Raw genomic sequence first — 15,127 nt, 5'->3', positions numbered from 1 at the left:
CGGACTGACAGAAAAACCACAACAACCACAATCGTTAGCCAAAAGAATGTTTAAGCGAAAGAGAATGAGTTATAACTGAGTGAATATTGGATCACGCTGAAAAATTTCAAACCGCGCACCATATCGGGTCTTCTATACTGGGATGAATCCGCCTAAGGAGATTGATATGAAACATTACTTTGAAAACCTAGCCAAAGCCTTACTGGGGCAAAACTACAGCGCTTTGGCCGAAAAAGAGCAAAAAGTTATCAACAGTATTGCCGAACATACAACCGTGTCGGAGAACGTCAACAATGCCTACAGCGACAGCCTAACCACCGGACAAAAAATAGCAGATGTGGTGGCTCGCTTTGGCGGTTCTTGGTGGTTTATCTCGCTCTTTTTTCTGTTTATCATCGCCTGGATTATGACTAACAGCTATCTGCTGATCGATAAACCCTTTGACCCCTATCCTTATATCCTGCTGAACCTTGGGCTTTCAAGCTTGGCTGCCTTTCAGGCTCCAATTATTATGATGTCGCAAAACCGACAAGCAGCAAAAGATCGGATAAAACAGGATGCCACCTTTGAGATCAATCTTAAATTGGAATTGCAGATCATGCGCTTACACACAAAATTGGATCAACTCAGCGACACGCTCGTTCAACAAGGCAATAAACCTTCAGGAGAATAACCCGTGATGAAATACTTTATCGTGTTTGCGGTCATTGCTGTTTATGCCCTTGCATTACGTTTTATCAATCGCAATATCAATCGGCTGGGTGAGCTTAAGGGCACCGATCCCTACCGGCTCAAATATATTGCCAAAACCCTCAATATCGCCCTGACAGTGTTGTTTTTCACCCTGCTCACACTGATATTGGGAATTCAATATGCACAACTGTCGGTATTTTTATCATCGGTGTTTGCCATCATCGGCGTGGCAATGTTTGCCCAGTGGTCGATTCTAAGCAATATCACCGCGAGCTTGATTATCTTTTTTGGCTTCCCATATCGAGTGGGTGATTATATTAAGATTGTCGATAAGGATGACGATATCAGTGGTGTGGTCGATGAGATCACGTTGTTTCATGTCATCATCCGTCGCCAAGGACAGATCCTCACCTATCCCAATACCCTGATTTTACAGAAAGCGGTGATTAAATTTGATCATCCCCCTACGCAGACTCAAACACCACTAACAAGCCCAACAGAGTCTACCCATATCAATGTGCCTGAAAGTACAGCGAAAGACACTTAAACCAACTTACACGACTCCAGCGTCATACCGACGGGTTAGCGCTGACAATTTCGCACACCTCGGTGGAAATATTACGAAACCTATGTGGACGGTTACTATTGAAGTAGTAACCATCACCGGCTTTTAGGTGATAGATTTGAAAGCCGACCGTCAACTCGATCTCACCACTGATCACCAAACCCGCTTCTTCGCCGGGGTGTTGCAACATCTCAGAACCGGTTTCAGCACCGGGTTCATAGCGCTCTTTCAATAGATCCATCGAGCGTCCCTTATGGCGGGCACCGATTAGCTTAAGACTCAGATTATTAGAACCAATATCAGGCATCTCATCCGCTTTATAGACCACGCTATCGGGTTCTATATCATCGAGATCTAAGGTAAAAAAATCGCCTATCGAAATGGGAATACCAGACAACACCTTCTTCAGTGAACTCACCGAAGGGCTTACCCCGTTCTTCTCAATCATTGAGATAGTACTGTTGGTCACCCCAACCCGCTTCGCCAGTTCCCGTTGCGAAAGCCCATTCATTTTACGAATCGCCTTTAAGCGTTCGCCAACATCTACATGCTCCACACCAGTTCCCGCCATCAGTTTTTTTATAGATTAGAATAATCGCACACCAGCATACCCTGTGCGAAATATTTTATACAAAGAACAGCATAGGAGAAAGGGCCAGTCACCGAAGCGATAGATGGCCTATCGCCTCGGTGTGGCTCCTAAAGATAAAGAAGCGAAAGAGAGAGCTTAACTAAAGAACTTATACAGCGCTTACAAGCCACCCACTAAGGTGTACTTAATTTCCAGATAATCGTCCATACCATATTTAGACCCTTCTCGGCCGGTGCCGGACTCTTTAACGCCACCGAACGGCGCGACTTCAGTCGACAGAATGCCATCATTAACCGCCACCATGCCATATTCTAAGGCTTCGGAAACACGGAACACCCGCGCATAATCACGGGTAAAGAAGTAGGCCGCCAAACCAAACTCGGTATCATTGGCGATACGCACGGCTTCCTCTTCAGTTTCAAACCGGAACAATGGCGCGACAGGGCCGAAAATCTCTTCATGGGCCAAACGCATATCATTATTGATATCGGCAATAATGGTGGGTTCATAGAAGTTACCGCCCAATGCATGCGGCTTACCACCGGCAATAATCCGCGCACCCTTTGCCACCGCATCTTCAACCATCGCGGTCACCTTATCAACCGCGGCCCGGTTAATCATGGGCCCTTGTTGAAACTCACCTTCGAGGCAGTTACCTACTTTCAATTTCGCCACTTCAGCGGCATAACGCTGGGCAAACTCTTCATAGATACCACTTTGAATCAACAAACGGTTAGCACAGACACAGGTTTGACCAGAGTTACGATATTTAGAGGCAATCGCGGCCGGAATCGCTTTATCTAAATCGGCATCATCAAACACGATCAGTGGCGCATTGCCCCCGAGTTCCATGGAGGTTTTCTTCACCGTATCAGCACACTGACGCATCAACTGCTTACCTACCGGCGTAGACCCGGTAAAGGAGAGCTTACGTACCACAGAGCTATCGGTTAACGCCTTACCCACTTCGATAGGTCGCTTAGTGGTTAAGACATTAATCACACCTGCAGGAATACCGGCACGGTCCGCCAGCTCCATCAATGCCAACGCAGATAGTGGGGTATCTTCTGCGGGCTTGATAATCATGCTGCAACCCACTGCTAACGCAGGGGCGCATTTACGGGTGATCATCGCGTTGGGAAAGTTCCACGGGGTGATCGCTGCGGTTACACCGATCGGCTCTTTAGTGACGATAATACGTTTATCCGCCGCATGACTCGGAATCACATCGCCGTAAGCTCGCTTACCTTCTTCGGCAAACCACTCGATAAAAGAAGCACCGTACAATACTTCACCGGCGGATTCTGCTAATGGTTTGCCTTGCTCGGCAGTCATCAGCATCGCCAGATCATCTTTATTCGCAACGATCAGTTCAAACCAGTTACGCAGCAGTGCTGAGCGTTCTTTAGCGGTTTTCTTTTTCCAGCTTTTAAAAGCCACATCGGCAGCCGCAATCGCCGCTTCGGTTTCAGCAACGCCTAGATCAGGTACTGTAGCAATCTGTTCGCCGGTGGCGGGATTAATCACCGGATTGGTTTCGCCATTTAGGGCATCAATCCACTGACCGTTAACATAAGCTTGTTGTTTTAACAGGGAGGGGTCTTTCAGGGTAATCATATGAAACTCCAAAACAGCGATACCCAACGATCTTTAGCCACTGGATATATAAAAATAGAATAATAAGACGCGAACTAAACGCCCCGAAGATAACAGCGCTGCTGGCGGCCGTTATCAACAGAGGTTCAGTGGTCGATACATAATGAGCGCCACAAGAGGTTAACCAACCACCTTGCGCGCTTTGAGTTGTGCAATATCTTCTTCGCTTAAGCCAAGACCAATCAACACGGCATCGGTGTGTTCACCTAACATAGGCGGGGCGTTGTTGTACTCGATCGGCGTATGCGAAAACTTCACCGGATTCGCCACCGAGGGAACACTGCCAACCACCGCATGGGGCAGATCAACCCGCAGATTACGATGCTGCACTTGAGGATCAGCAAAGACTTTATCGAGCGTATTGATTGGCCCACAAGGCACGCCCTGAGCCGATAGATGTTCCAGCCACCAGTCACTGCTTTCATGGGTCATCAGCTCAGCCACCAGCGGCGTCAAATCGGCACGATTCTCAACCCGTAAAGAGTTGGTTTCAAAGGCCGGATTCGTCGCTAATTCAGGCGCCCCAGCTAAGGCACAAAATTTAGCAAACTGCGCATCATTACCCACCGCCAAGATAATATGACCATCGGCGGTTGGAAAAGCCTCATAGGGTACGATATTAGGATGGGCATTGCCCAACCGTGCCGGTGGTTGACCACCCGCCAAGTAATTCATCGCCTGATTAGCTAACGTCGCCACCTGTACATCCAGCAAGGCCATATCGATATACTGTCCTACACCGGTTTCACGGCGATGCAACAGCGCCGCCTGAATCGCATTACAGGCGTACAAACCGGTCATCACATCGACCAGTGCAACCCCTACCTTCATCGGCTGACCATCCGCTTCACCGGTGACACTCATCAAGCCACCCATGGCCTGAATCATAAAGTCATAACCGGCACGCTCGGCATAGGGGCCATCCTGACCAAAACCGGTAATGGAACAGTACACCAACGCCGGATTGACGCTTTTGAGACTGTCATAATCGAGGCCATACTTCTTCAAGCCACCGACCTTATAGTTTTCGATCACCACATCTACCTTGGTCGCCAAGCGTTTAATTAACGCTTGGCCCTCAGCGGTGGTGATATCGATCGCTATCGACTGCTTACCCCGATTAGCCGCATGAAAATAAGCCGCATCAGCGGAATGACCCTCTTCATCCTTGAGGAACGGAGGCCCCCAGCTGCGGGTATCATCACCGCAGCTCGGACGCTCCACCTTGATCACCTCAGCACCGAAATCAGCCAATAACTGGCCAGCCCAAGGGCCCGCCAGAATACGGCTTAAATCCAGTACTTTGATATGACTCAGTGCGCCAGCCATTAGAAGAACGCCTGAATGCCTGTCATCGCCCGACCCAGAATCAGCGCATGAATATCGTGAGTACCTTCATAAGTATTCACCGCTTCAAGGTTCATCACATGACGAATAACACCGAATTCATCGGAGATACCATTACCACCGTGCATATCACGGGCGACACGGGCGATGTCCAACGACTTACCGCAGTTGTTACGCTTCATCAGCGAGATTAACTCCACTGGGCAGCGATCATCATCCATCAAACGGCCCATCTGCAAGCAACCTTGAAGACCCAGCGAGATCTCGGTCTGCATATCAGCCAGTTTCTTCTGGACCAACTGGTTAGCCGCCAAAGGACGCTGAAATTGAATCCGGTCGAGGGTGTATTGGCGCGCAGCCGTCCAACAGAACTCGGCAGCGCCCAGTGAACCCCAAGCAATACCGTAGCGGGCTTTATTCAAGCAACCGAAAGGACCGGCCAAACCCTGCACATTTGGCAGCAGATTTTCATCGGGCACAAACACATCCTGCATGACGATTTCACCGGTCACAGAGGCACGCAGTGAGAACTTACCTTCGATCTTCGGTGCGCTCAGACCCGGCATACCTTTTTCCAGTACAAAGCCGCGCACGACGCCATCCAGTTTTGCCCATACCACGAAAACATCAGCCACCGGTGAATTGGTGATCCACATCTTCGCGCCTTTAAGGCAGTAACCGCCGTCCACTTTAGTGGCACGGGTTTTCATATTATTAGGATCAGAGCCAACATCCGGCTCAGTCAGACCGAAACAACCGATCCATTCACCGGAAGCCAGTTTTGGCAGATACTTCATCCGCTGTTGTTCGTTACCGTATGCGTAGATAGGGTGCATGACCAAAGAAGACTGCACTGACATGGCCGAACGATAACCGCTATCAACCCGTTCAACTTCACGGGCAACGAGACCATAACAAACATAGTTAACATCAGAGCCGCCGTACTGTTCTGGCAGAGTAGAGCCGAGTAAACCTAGGCCGCCCAATTCCTGCATAATTTCTGTATGGAAGATCTCGTGACGGTTGGCTTCTGTAACCCGCGGTAACAGTTGCCCCTGACAGTAATCGCGAGCGGCATCACGTACCATGCGCTCCTCTTCGGTCAGTTGGCTTTCAAGGGAGAATGGATCTTCCCAGTTAAATGCAGGCTTTGTAGAAGATTTGCTCATGGAACACACCTTTATGCTTTTCGTTATGAACGGCCATCACTATAGTCAGCCAACAGCACTGAACCGACTAGAATCAAAACCGTATATTGTTCATTATTTTTTACAAAATCAAGTATCATCCGGCCTTCGATAATCCTGATTTTATCCATCTACTGATATTACCCCCCGCCCCTCTTTAGCGTATATGCCCCAACCGGGGGAGGTGAAATGACAGCCTATTCATAGCTGTTTAGTCATAGCATTCCACCCTAACACCTGTCAGCAATCTCAGCTATAAGCAGACGAACAGCGGCCCATTAAAGATATCTATTGCCTGATCGCAATCCGTTCGATACCTTAACCACAGACCTGTTAGGATAATCCAATACAGACCATTGAGGTTGTGATGTGCGCCACACGCTGATCCGAACGCTTTATCTGCTAGGCGGTTTCATATTCGTTCTGCTGGGCATTATCGGTTTGTTACTGCCGTTAATTCCTACGACCCCTTTTCTGCTGCTGGCGGCGTTTTGCTTTTCCCGCAGCTCTGAACGACTGCATCAATATCTGCTTAACCAACCGATGTTCGGTCATTTCATTCGTGATTGGGAAGAACACGGGGTCATTCCCTTCAAGGCAAAGCTATTTTCCACTGCCATGATGTTAACCATGATCAGCTACCCACTAATCTTTCTACCGTTCCATCCCGGCTTAAAAGCGTTGGCTGCCACTACCGTTGTCTTTGCCCTTTGGTATGTGTGGAGTCGGCCATCAGAACAATCTTCTGCCAAACCCACACTCGATAACCCACGGGCTAAAGCCGACGATTAAAACTAACTGCTTTTAGCGAAGGCAGCCTTCGAGCATCTCTCGCCAAATGCAATACCCTAATACTCACCTCTCGGTTCACCTCTTCGCTCCGCCATAACGGAAAGCCATCATTAGCACTCGTTAAAACAACCGTTACATCCAAGGATCAACAGGAGAAGATGATGAACGAGGCCTGCCATAGACAGAACGCGCTATTAAACAGCAGAAGAAACACACTGATTCCGGCAGAACCCCTATGGATCAAAACCCGTGGTTGGGATGAGGTTGCTACCCGTTTGATCAACATAATCGCGACGGCAAAAAGATTACGGGAACAAAGTATCGCGGCATAAGCGCTATACGCCGCGATCAAACAGATAAAAAACGAAAAAAGGCTGGGGGGCAACCCTCAGCCTTTTTTCAACCCTATGAGCTCAACCTTTTAGCATTTAAAATGCTACTTTGACTCAGCGTGCGTAACGCCCGACCATATCAGGCCCCATTTTCAAGTTCATGGACAGTGGTAAAACTCGCTTTCGTCTTCAGGTTTTCGGTATAAAAACACACCGCATCAGACTGTTTTTTAGCGGCATACATCGCCGTGTCTGCGGCGGCCATCAGTTCGACGAGCGTCTGCCCATCTTTTGGAAAGATCGCCACGCCGATACTGTTCTCAATCACTAAGCTGGTATCGCCTAATATGATCGGGTCTTTTAGACATTCGGTCAGCTTATTCACAATTGACATGATATCGTTTTGATCTGGGTTATCCGGTAAAAGCAGGGTAAATTCATCTCCGCCTAAACGTGCCAGCGTATCGCTATGCCGTAAGACCGCATCGAAACGTCGACTCACCTCGATGAGTAACCGATCACCCTGCTCATGACCCAAGCTATCATTAACAATTTTAAAACCGTTGAGATCCATATATAGCAGAGCAAGCTCACTCTTATTACGCTGACACAGTGCTAATGCCTGTTTCAAGCGATCAAGAAACAGACGTCTATTCGGTAAGCCGGTCAAGGAATCATAAAAAGCATAATGATGCAGTTGATCATTCACCCGCTTTAACTCTTCGGTTCGGCTATCAACCAAACGGCTCAGCCGCTCATGATAACCAAAGGCCGACAGTGTAATCAGTACGGCCAATACACCAAACAACACCTGCACCGCTAGAAAGCTCAACATATCGTTAACCTGCAGCGCCGTTATCGCACTTTTAGGCACATGTAGATTAAAGGTCCACTCATGCTGAGCGGACTTCATAATAAATTGATGATTGAGCCCTTCCTCTGCCTCAATAGCAGCCAAAATACCGATATCGCCATACACCTTTTCGGCAGGGTTGCCGTTTTCGTAGATATACAGACCCATATACTTCTGCACGTTGAGCCTAATACTGCGATCAAGGATCGCCGACACTTGGAAGCCTCCAACTACAAATCCTTTTAACGAATCATAACTTCCCATCGAATCGTCCGTCGGATCAACCGACTGAAACACCGGCGAGAAAATCAAAAATCCCGGATCATTCTTCTCAAGCTGCACCAGTTGAATAATATCCGTGGCGATGTTGGTACGCAGGTTCTTAGCCATCTGCATACTGTTTTTACGGACTGGATGAGAGTACACGTTATAGCCTAACGCCTCCTCGTTGGACGCTAAGGGTTGAATATACTGTACGACGACCAGTGGATCGGCCGGTGCTAACGGCGTCCCCTTTACCTTAAAATCAGGATAATTTTGCTGCATATTATGTTCAAAGGCGGCCACCTCATTAGGCTTAATTAGCGGATTCCAAGAGATACCCTTAATGCCTGGCAAATCCACAATCAACTGTTGGCTATAGGTCAAAAAATCATCTTTATTAACCTGCTCTTGATGTGCCACCCAGACCGTTAACTGATCCAGTGCATCGGTATAACTATCCACATCCCGCTTAAAGTTATTCTCCAGCGCTTCAGCTTTTAAGATGAAGTTATTTTCCATATTCGTGACAATCGAGTCGCCAAAAAACTGCTGTGTCATCTGAAACGCGGCAATAATAATCAAGAGCGGCATCGATAAAGATCTCAACAACCGTTTCGGATCAGACTTTCCCGGCAGTCGAAAGAGTAACCCCAACAACAAAGGTGCCACCAAAATGACCCCGAGAAAATCACCACCCCACCAGGTTAACAAATTGCTCCAATCAATCTGCCGCTGTCCTACTTCACCATAGAAATAGGCCAAGCTCGCATTACCAATAGCCGCACTGATCAAACAGCAGCCCAAAGCAATTAAGATAAAAAACGACACCTGTGCATACGATGGAGCATCCACGATATTGATGCGGAAATACCGTAGCAAGCGGACATTGACCCATGCTTGAATAATCGATCCAACAGCAATCAAAGCAGAGGCCTTTAGCACTGTAAGACTGAGCGCCCCTTCATGCCATACAGCAGAGCCGGAATTGAACAGCAAAGAGCCTACAAATAATGCGGGTAAAAAGCGATAACCAAACAGCAAACACCCTACCAACGCAACACCGGCTGGAGGCCATAAAGAGACGATTTGGGCCTGTGGACTAAAAATCGCGAACACACAGGCCGATCCAATATAGAGTAAAAAGCAGAACAAATACTTACTTTTACTCAGGTGGGGTTCAACATTCAAACGCTAGCGGCACTCCGTAAGAGAAATGAGAACTAATCAGTGTGTACAGTGACACAGTGAGAGTTGTCTGTATAACCGCTTTTAGTCTAGCAGACCTTTGGCGAATGACCTGTTTTTGCCTTAGTTAACTTGCAGCCAGCTAGGCTAACCTAATGAGTACTATAATAAATCCCCATAGCGCTCAATATTCGTTTTACGTATCACCTCTTCAATAAAATCTAAAAACACCTTTACCCGCACCGGCGTTAACCGACCCGGTGGGCGGACGGCCCAGATACGGGTTTCGGGCCAAACCTTATAATCAGTTAATACAGGCACCACTCTTCCCGCCTTCACCGCAGGGCCCACATGCCATAACGAAGCCATCCCTATGCCCATATCAGCTTCCACTAGATCGGCAATTGCATCACCCCAATTAGCATTAATAGGGCCCGAAACCGATACCTCATGGGTTTCACCCACTTTATCCTTAAAGCGCCAGTGGTTTGATTTGGCAAACGGAATGCAGCGGTGCTGAGCAAGCTCTGCCGGTGTTTGAGGATAACCCGCCTGCTCCAGATACCCCGGCGAGGCCACTAAGATCATCGGATTATCGGCTATGCGCCGGGCCAATAAACTGGTCGAGTCGAGCGCATGCATACGAAAGGCGATATCGTATCCCTGCTCGACAATATCGATGGTTTTATCAGTAAAATCGATCTCAATTTGTAAGTAAGGATACTTGGCTAACAACTCAGGAATAAAAGGGACTAGATAAATACGCCCATAGGAGGCCGACACCGTTAAGCGAATTTTACCCTGTACTTTATCGGCGTCCCCCTTAAAAACGTTCCAGGTTTCCTCCACATTATCCAAAATACGTTTGGCATGCTCTAAAAACACCTGCCCATCATGGGTTAAGGTAACGACCCGCGTGGTTCGATGAAACAACTTAACTCCTAATGTCGCCTCCAAGGCCTGTATCCGCTGACTGGCATTCGTTGACGATAGACCAAACTCCTCCCCTGCTCGACCAATAGCGCCGAGTGAAGTAATACGCACAAATAACGCTAAGGTTTTTAAATCCAGATCCAAGACTGACTCCGCTCAACAGATAGATCGTTATTCCCTTCATACTATCCCGAAAAACAGGAAAATCAATCCTGATCTAGCTAGATGATCATTGAAAACGGGACAGCTAACATAAGCCTCATATAAGCAAGACCAAACCAGTCAACCGTTTACACCTAGATGAGGCGTCCCATGAAAGCAATTGGATATCAAACCCCCGGCAGTATCGACCGTCAAGAAGCCCTCGTCGATATCAGCCTCGACCAGCCAATACCACAAGGCAAAGACCTACGAGTTAAGATTCAGGCCGTATCCGTTAATCCCGTTGACTATAAAATCCGACAGGGTATGCCCGCTCTTGAGGGCGGCTGGAATGTCTTAGGCTATGATGCCTCGGGGGTGGTAGATGCGGTCGGTGAAGCGGTGCAAAACGTTCAAGTAGGCGATCAAGTTTTCTATGCCGGCTCCATGATTCGGCCAGGTACAAACAGCGAATACCATCTGGTAGATGAACGTATCGTAGCGAAAAAGCCCACCAGTCTCAGCCATGCAGAAGCAGCGGCGATGCCGCTGACAAGCATTACCGCGTGGGAAGCATTATTTGATCGCTTAGATGTCACCCGTCCAACCACTCAGGGCGGCAAGCTAATCTTGATTATTGGTGGCGCCGGTGGCGTTGGCTCCATTGCGATTCAATTGTTACGCGCCCTGACTGACATGACTATTATCACCACCGTGTCACGCCCTGAGACACAAGCCTGGGTGGAAGAGCTAGGCGCCCATCATGTTATTGATCACAGTAAACCGATGGCGCCACAAATTGAAGCATTAGGGTTAGGCGCGCCTGGTTTTGTATTTTCAACCAACCACAGTCAACATCACCTAGCAGATATCGCTGAGTTGATCGCACCACAGGGACGCTTCAGTTTAACCGATGAAGTCGAAGCCTTTGCCAGCCAGCCCTTTGTCATGAAATCGATCTCCGTGCACTTTGAATTGATGTTTACCCGCTCCTTGTTTGGTACCAGCGATATTGCCGCCCAGCACCAGCTATTAAGCAAAGTCGCAGAACTGATTGATGCAGGAAAAATCAAAACGACACTAACCGAAATCGCCGGCCGCATTAATGCTGATAATTTGAAGAAAGTGCACGCACAGCTTGAAACGGGTAAAGCGCGGGGAAAAATCGTACTCGAAGGCTTCTAAACATCTAATTTCACCAGGAGAGTCATCATGGCTTTTACTCAAGTTATCAAATTTTCAATTAAACCAGAGTTCAACGCAGCATTTACCACCGCCCTAGCTGTGAATAAAAAAGGCGTTGCACAGGAACCCGGCAACCTTGAAATGCGACTCTATCGGGATAATGCTAACCCCAATCTATTTTTTGCCTACGACCGTTGGCAAGATGAGGCCGCATTAGCGACTCATATGCAGCAGCCCTACACAAAAGAGCTGCTTGCACTGGCGCAACAAGCGCAGCATAAACCCATTGAAGTGTTTAGCGTCAATGATACTCAGCCAGCCCCTATTGCATTAAAACAGGCTAACCCGGAAGACCCGTTATTTAATATCTTTTTCATCTTTAAGATTAAGCCCGGCAGCCGTGCAAAGCTGATCCAACAGTTCAAAAAACATATTAGCCATACCCGTACCGAAGACGGCTGCTTACTGTTCGATCTTTACACGGTCGAAGGGGATGATGAAACCTTGGTTGTCTATGAGCATTGGCGCAAAGAATCCGACGTTTGGGATATACACTTCAAACAGCCTTACGCCATGGAAACCGGCGCATTAATGGAAGAGTGTGTTATCGGTGAACTGGAACAATATATGAATTTTGTAACCCTGCTATAAACAGCAAACATTACAAAGGCATATAAATCCTTTAACAACAAAGACTAACACCGTTTCATTGAGTAAATCACACGTCAATTTATGTTACTCTATACACATTATTTTTGAGTGGTTCGGCAATAAAACCAACCACTCAAAACCGTTTGAAATCTGGAGATAGAAAAATGAACTTGACTGACATTATCAAGTCTCGTTATGCCACCAAAGAGTTTGATAACAGCAAAACCATTCCCGACGAACTGTTTATGCAGATTAAAGAGCTGTTGCGCTACAGCCCTTCTAGCGTCAATTCTCAGCCATGGCACTTTGTCATTGCCGATTCTACGGAAACGCGCAAGCGCATCAGCGCAGGCACTCAGGGTGCTTTCTCTTTTAATGAAGCGAAAGTGATGAACGCTTCCCACGTCATTCTATTTTGCGCCAAAACCAATATTGATGACGCCTATATGCAGCACCTGCTGACGGTAGAGGATGATGACGGACGTTTTGCCGAGCCCGCCTTTAAAGAGGGCGTGAATAATGGACGCACAATGTTTGTCAATCTACACCGCTTCGAACTAAAAGATGCACAGCATTGGATGGAGAAACAGGTCTATCTGAATATGGGCACGGTACTCCTCGGCGCCGGAGCGCTGGGAATTGATGCGGTGCCCATTGAAGGGATTGACACTAAAGCACTCAACGAAGAGTTTGGGTTGCTCGAAAAAGGTTATACCGCACTCGCCGTGATTGCCCTCGGCTATCGTCATCAAACAGACTTCAATGCAGAGCTGCCTAAATCAAGATTGCCGGAAGACGAGATATTTACCCTGCTGTCTTAAACCTGGAGTGCGATCCATTCGCTAATGAGATCAAGCTGATATCTTGCTCATCAATACTCGTCAGGCTTTTCTAAAATCACCGTTAGATAAGCCTGCTCTAATAAAACCGCTCATCTAAAAAGCAACCTAAATACGCAGTCTAAACTGTGCTATACATCGCTAACAAAAGAGAATGCCATTCAAGCCATCGAGCGGTACTGCAAAATCAAGCCAATAATGTCGTGATCGCTAGCGACCGCTTCCATCGCTTCATCCATCCGCCGGCGTTGCGGTAGAGATATATTAAATTTGTTGCGTAAAACTTCGTTCACCTGTTCATCCGAATTAGGGTCAAAAGTCTTGCCCGCAAAATTACAGATGCGTTGGAGCGTAAATGCTTTAGTGGTCATAAATATAATGTCTGCTTCAGTCATAAAATTCTGCTCCGAAAACCGATAAGCAGATAACGAAAAACCGCCGTGGAAACGGCAGAGTGAAAACGAGAAAAGAGTTCAGAATATTAGCAAGGCTATTCTGATAGGCTAGGCGTTAAAATGCGCGCGCCCTACTGCAAACGATCTACCGCCATACAGCCAGTTCGGGCACTAAGATCAAAACGAATAACAGGAGCGCGAAAAGTCAATCGGCAAACAATACTATCGAGGAGATGCCTTACCTAGTACGATATGACGTGGGCCACCGTTATTTTCACGGCCAGAAACACCCTTATCGATTTTTTGGATTTCACCACCGGCCTTTAAGAAGGCGGCTGTCTGCTCAGCAATAGAATCATGGGTTTCATTTGCCGCTGTTTTTTTAGACTTTACTGCCATAAAAAGCACTCCGTTGAATGGTGAACTAAACATCTTACCATTTTTTTGCCCTCTCCGTGCGTATATTTACCCTGCAGGCAAGATGCTTTTAATTAAAGCAAGGCCTTATTGGTATTATTCATTAACGAATAAACCTCAAAAACGTAACGTTCAAGGCCTATACAGTAAAACAAATAGACTGAAAAATAGTATTACTCGGGTGACTCCGTTTTGCTTTTTTAGAATTCTAGCGAATTGTTTGTTTTTACCAGAAATCACTCTGTTTTTTGCTGTTTTAGATTTTTCATAAAGGCAGCAAAATGTGGCAGCAAATTAACAAATAGGTCGTGTTTTTTATTGGCCAACATCATGCCGCCAAATAACTTAATGCCCAGCCCCAGCGGGGCCGCATTTTCAGGACCCACATCCGCTCTGCTTTTTAGTTTTTCGATGATCTCAAACAGCTCATCATGGCTTGAAAATTCAAATTCACAAATGTCATCTTCAGGCACAGAACCATCCGCGTTTTGAATGTGATCAATGCTTATTTTGTACAGGTGCTGTTTCTTCATCATCGTTATCTCTATAAGTTCGTCATCGTATAACGGGCCAACAAGTGCTCACGCTTCGATAACGGTGTTTAATACTTTGGTTAAACAGACACTTAACTCTTTAAATAAAGCTCAATTTTGGGTTTAACCGTCAACGACATAACAACCATTAAGGTTAAGCCTAAAGGTAGCGCTGCTAAAAAACTGAATAGCCAGCCGGTCATAAACTCAGCCGAACTCGAAAACCCAAGGGTATTGGCGGTGGTACTAAACGCCATCATTGACTCCATGATGCAAGCCATCACCCCGCCTGCAACCAAGTTACGGGCATGGGCATTGGTGTTTGGCAGCCACTGTGCAACAAGCTTAGTGATCAGTCCCATCAGCAAAAATCCTGCCGGCATCAGAATGAAGGCGGCTAAAAATGAACTCAGCCAATCGCTATAAAAAGTATTCGCGTAGCCAACATTCATATAGGTCATCACTCCGGTTAATGAACCGCCCATCACACTCATGATACTGAGTACCACCAGCACCTTATAGGTCAGCGGTGTTTTCGATATTGAATCGGTGTGTGCGCTCAAGATA

General features: G+C 47.2%; 17 protein-coding genes. 6 read left to right on the top strand and 11 right to left on the bottom strand.

Annotated elements, in window-relative coordinates:
• Positions 1–166 precede the first annotated feature (166 nt).
• Both AC0L4K_RS04785 and AC0L4K_RS04780 read left to right on the top strand, forming a co-directional pair.
• A complete protein-coding gene (locus AC0L4K_RS04785) occupies positions 167–673 on the top strand; it encodes a DUF1003 domain-containing protein (RefSeq protein ID WP_417226005.1) in 507 nt (168 codons plus the stop codon).
• A gap of 6 nt (positions 674–679) precedes the next feature.
• The gene (locus AC0L4K_RS04780) at positions 680–1,240 is read left to right on the top strand and encodes a mechanosensitive ion channel domain-containing protein (RefSeq protein ID WP_417226007.1); all 561 of its coding nucleotides are present in this window, start codon (positions 680–682) and stop codon (positions 1,238–1,240) included.
• Positions 1,241–1,262: 22 nt separating this feature from the next.
• Here the strand turns inward: AC0L4K_RS04780 and AC0L4K_RS04775 are convergent, their stop codons facing one another.
• From AC0L4K_RS04775 to AC0L4K_RS04755, 5 genes are all read right to left on the bottom strand, one after another.
• Complete coding sequence (locus tag AC0L4K_RS04775) at positions 1,263–1,814, bottom strand: cupin domain-containing protein (protein ID WP_417226010.1); 552 nt, start codon at positions 1,812–1,814, stop codon at positions 1,263–1,265.
• A gap of 195 nt (positions 1,815–2,009) precedes the next feature.
• Positions 2,010–3,467: an NAD-dependent succinate-semialdehyde dehydrogenase gene (locus AC0L4K_RS04770; protein ID WP_473268403.1), complete on the bottom strand. Its 1,458-nt coding sequence runs from the start codon at positions 3,465–3,467 to the stop codon at positions 2,010–2,012.
• Positions 3,468–3,626: 159 nt separating this feature from the next.
• Positions 3,627–4,835, bottom strand: coding sequence for a CaiB/BaiF CoA transferase family protein (locus AC0L4K_RS04765; protein ID WP_473268401.1), 1,209 nt, complete (start codon positions 4,833–4,835; stop codon positions 3,627–3,629).
• Positions 4,835–6,022, bottom strand: coding sequence for an acyl-CoA dehydrogenase (locus AC0L4K_RS04760; protein WP_417226016.1), 1,188 nt, complete (start codon positions 6,020–6,022; stop codon positions 4,835–4,837). The genes AC0L4K_RS04765 and AC0L4K_RS04760 overlap by 1 nt, the downstream gene beginning before the upstream one ends.
• A 23-nt stretch (positions 6,023–6,045) precedes the next feature.
• The gene (locus tag AC0L4K_RS04755; RefSeq protein ID WP_473268400.1) at positions 6,046–6,171 is read right to left on the bottom strand and encodes a hypothetical protein; all 126 of its coding nucleotides are present in this window, start codon (positions 6,169–6,171) and stop codon (positions 6,046–6,048) included.
• A 238-nt stretch (positions 6,172–6,409) separates the two neighbouring features.
• Here AC0L4K_RS04755 and AC0L4K_RS04750 point away from each other — a divergent pair, with 238 nt between their 5' ends.
• Positions 6,410–6,832: a YbaN family protein gene (locus AC0L4K_RS04750; RefSeq protein ID WP_473268398.1), complete on the top strand. Its 423-nt coding sequence runs from the start codon at positions 6,410–6,412 to the stop codon at positions 6,830–6,832.
• Between the two features lie 471 nt (positions 6,833–7,303).
• Here the strand turns inward: AC0L4K_RS04750 and AC0L4K_RS04745 are convergent, their stop codons facing one another.
• Together AC0L4K_RS04745 and AC0L4K_RS04740 are read right to left on the bottom strand one after the other, a co-directional pair.
• Positions 7,304–9,469: a CHASE domain-containing protein gene (locus AC0L4K_RS04745; RefSeq protein WP_473268397.1), complete on the bottom strand. Its 2,166-nt coding sequence runs from the start codon at positions 9,467–9,469 to the stop codon at positions 7,304–7,306.
• 159 nt (positions 9,470–9,628) lie between these two features.
• Positions 9,629–10,543, bottom strand: a complete 915-nt coding sequence (locus AC0L4K_RS04740) for a LysR family transcriptional regulator (protein WP_473268395.1) — start codon at positions 10,541–10,543, stop codon at positions 9,629–9,631.
• A gap of 168 nt (positions 10,544–10,711) precedes the next feature.
• On the opposite strand from AC0L4K_RS04740, the gene AC0L4K_RS04735 reads away from it, so the two are divergent.
• The 3 genes from AC0L4K_RS04735 (at position 10,712) to nfsB (ending at position 13,197) form a co-directional block, all read left to right on the top strand.
• Positions 10,712–11,725, top strand: coding sequence for a zinc-binding alcohol dehydrogenase family protein (locus AC0L4K_RS04735; protein ID WP_473268394.1), 1,014 nt, complete (start codon positions 10,712–10,714; stop codon positions 11,723–11,725).
• 27 nt (positions 11,726–11,752) lie between these two features.
• Complete coding sequence (locus tag AC0L4K_RS04730) at positions 11,753–12,376, top strand: putative quinol monooxygenase (RefSeq protein ID WP_473268393.1); 624 nt, start codon at positions 11,753–11,755, stop codon at positions 12,374–12,376.
• A 164-nt stretch (positions 12,377–12,540) separates the two neighbouring features.
• Positions 12,541–13,197, top strand: coding sequence for an oxygen-insensitive NAD(P)H nitroreductase (gene nfsB, locus AC0L4K_RS04725; RefSeq protein ID WP_417226027.1), 657 nt, complete (start codon positions 12,541–12,543; stop codon positions 13,195–13,197).
• A 179-nt stretch (positions 13,198–13,376) separates the two neighbouring features.
• Here nfsB and AC0L4K_RS04720 read toward each other — a convergent pair whose 3' ends face one another.
• The 4 genes from AC0L4K_RS04720 to AC0L4K_RS04705 form a co-directional block, all read right to left on the bottom strand.
• Positions 13,377–13,610 carry a hypothetical protein gene (locus AC0L4K_RS04720; protein WP_417226029.1) on the bottom strand — a complete coding sequence of 78 codons (234 nt, stop codon included), beginning with the start codon at positions 13,608–13,610 and terminating at the stop codon, positions 13,377–13,379.
• A gap of 222 nt (positions 13,611–13,832) precedes the next feature.
• Entirely contained in the window at positions 13,833–14,009 is a 177-nt protein-coding gene (locus AC0L4K_RS04715; protein WP_417226031.1) for a hypothetical protein, read from the bottom strand.
• 254 nt (positions 14,010–14,263) lie between these two features.
• On the bottom strand, positions 14,264–14,563 hold the full coding sequence (locus AC0L4K_RS04710) for a DUF3861 domain-containing protein (protein ID WP_417226033.1): 300 nt from the start codon (positions 14,561–14,563) through the stop codon (positions 14,264–14,266).
• Positions 14,564–14,652: 89 nt separating this feature from the next.
• Positions 14,653–15,123, bottom strand: coding sequence for a DUF2798 domain-containing protein (locus AC0L4K_RS04705; protein ID WP_473268392.1), 471 nt, complete (start codon positions 15,121–15,123; stop codon positions 14,653–14,655).
• Between the last annotated feature and the right edge of the window lie 4 nt (positions 15,124–15,127).

The sequence above is a fragment of the Amphritea sp. GJ51-11 genome (assembly GCF_055808735.1).
Note: the sequence above shows the minus strand (reverse complement) of the source record. Positions and strands in the feature narration are given on the sequence as shown.

What these genes read in the sequence shown, in the direction of transcription:
- AC0L4K_RS04785 (WP_417226005.1), top strand. Translation starts at nt 167, where the DNA reads ATGAAACATTACTTTGAAAACCTAGCCAAAGCCTTACTGGGGCAAAAC.
- AC0L4K_RS04780 (WP_417226007.1), top strand. Translation starts at nt 680, where the DNA reads ATGAAATACTTTATCGTGTTTGCGGTCATTGCTGTTTATGCCCTTGCA.
- AC0L4K_RS04770 (WP_473268403.1), bottom strand. Translation starts at nt 3,467, where the DNA reads ATGATTACCCTGAAAGACCCCTCCCTGTTAAAACAACAAGCTTATGTT.
- AC0L4K_RS04765 (WP_473268401.1), bottom strand. Translation starts at nt 4,835, where the DNA reads ATGGCTGGCGCACTGAGTCATATCAAAGTACTGGATTTAAGCCGTATT.
- AC0L4K_RS04760 (WP_417226016.1), bottom strand. Translation starts at nt 6,022, where the DNA reads ATGAGCAAATCTTCTACAAAGCCTGCATTTAACTGGGAAGATCCATTC.
- AC0L4K_RS04755 (WP_473268400.1), bottom strand. Translation starts at nt 6,171, where the DNA reads ATGGATAAAATCAGGATTATCGAAGGCCGGATGATACTTGATTTTGTA.
- AC0L4K_RS04735 (WP_473268394.1), top strand. Translation starts at nt 10,712, where the DNA reads ATGAAAGCAATTGGATATCAAACCCCCGGCAGTATCGACCGTCAAGAA.
- AC0L4K_RS04730 (WP_473268393.1), top strand. Translation starts at nt 11,753, where the DNA reads ATGGCTTTTACTCAAGTTATCAAATTTTCAATTAAACCAGAGTTCAAC.
- nfsB (WP_417226027.1), top strand. Translation starts at nt 12,541, where the DNA reads ATGAACTTGACTGACATTATCAAGTCTCGTTATGCCACCAAAGAGTTT.
- AC0L4K_RS04720 (WP_417226029.1), bottom strand. Translation starts at nt 13,610, where the DNA reads ATGACTGAAGCAGACATTATATTTATGACCACTAAAGCATTTACGCTC.
- AC0L4K_RS04715 (WP_417226031.1), bottom strand. Translation starts at nt 14,009, where the DNA reads ATGGCAGTAAAGTCTAAAAAAACAGCGGCAAATGAAACCCATGATTCT.
- AC0L4K_RS04710 (WP_417226033.1), bottom strand. Translation starts at nt 14,563, where the DNA reads ATGATGAAGAAACAGCACCTGTACAAAATAAGCATTGATCACATTCAA.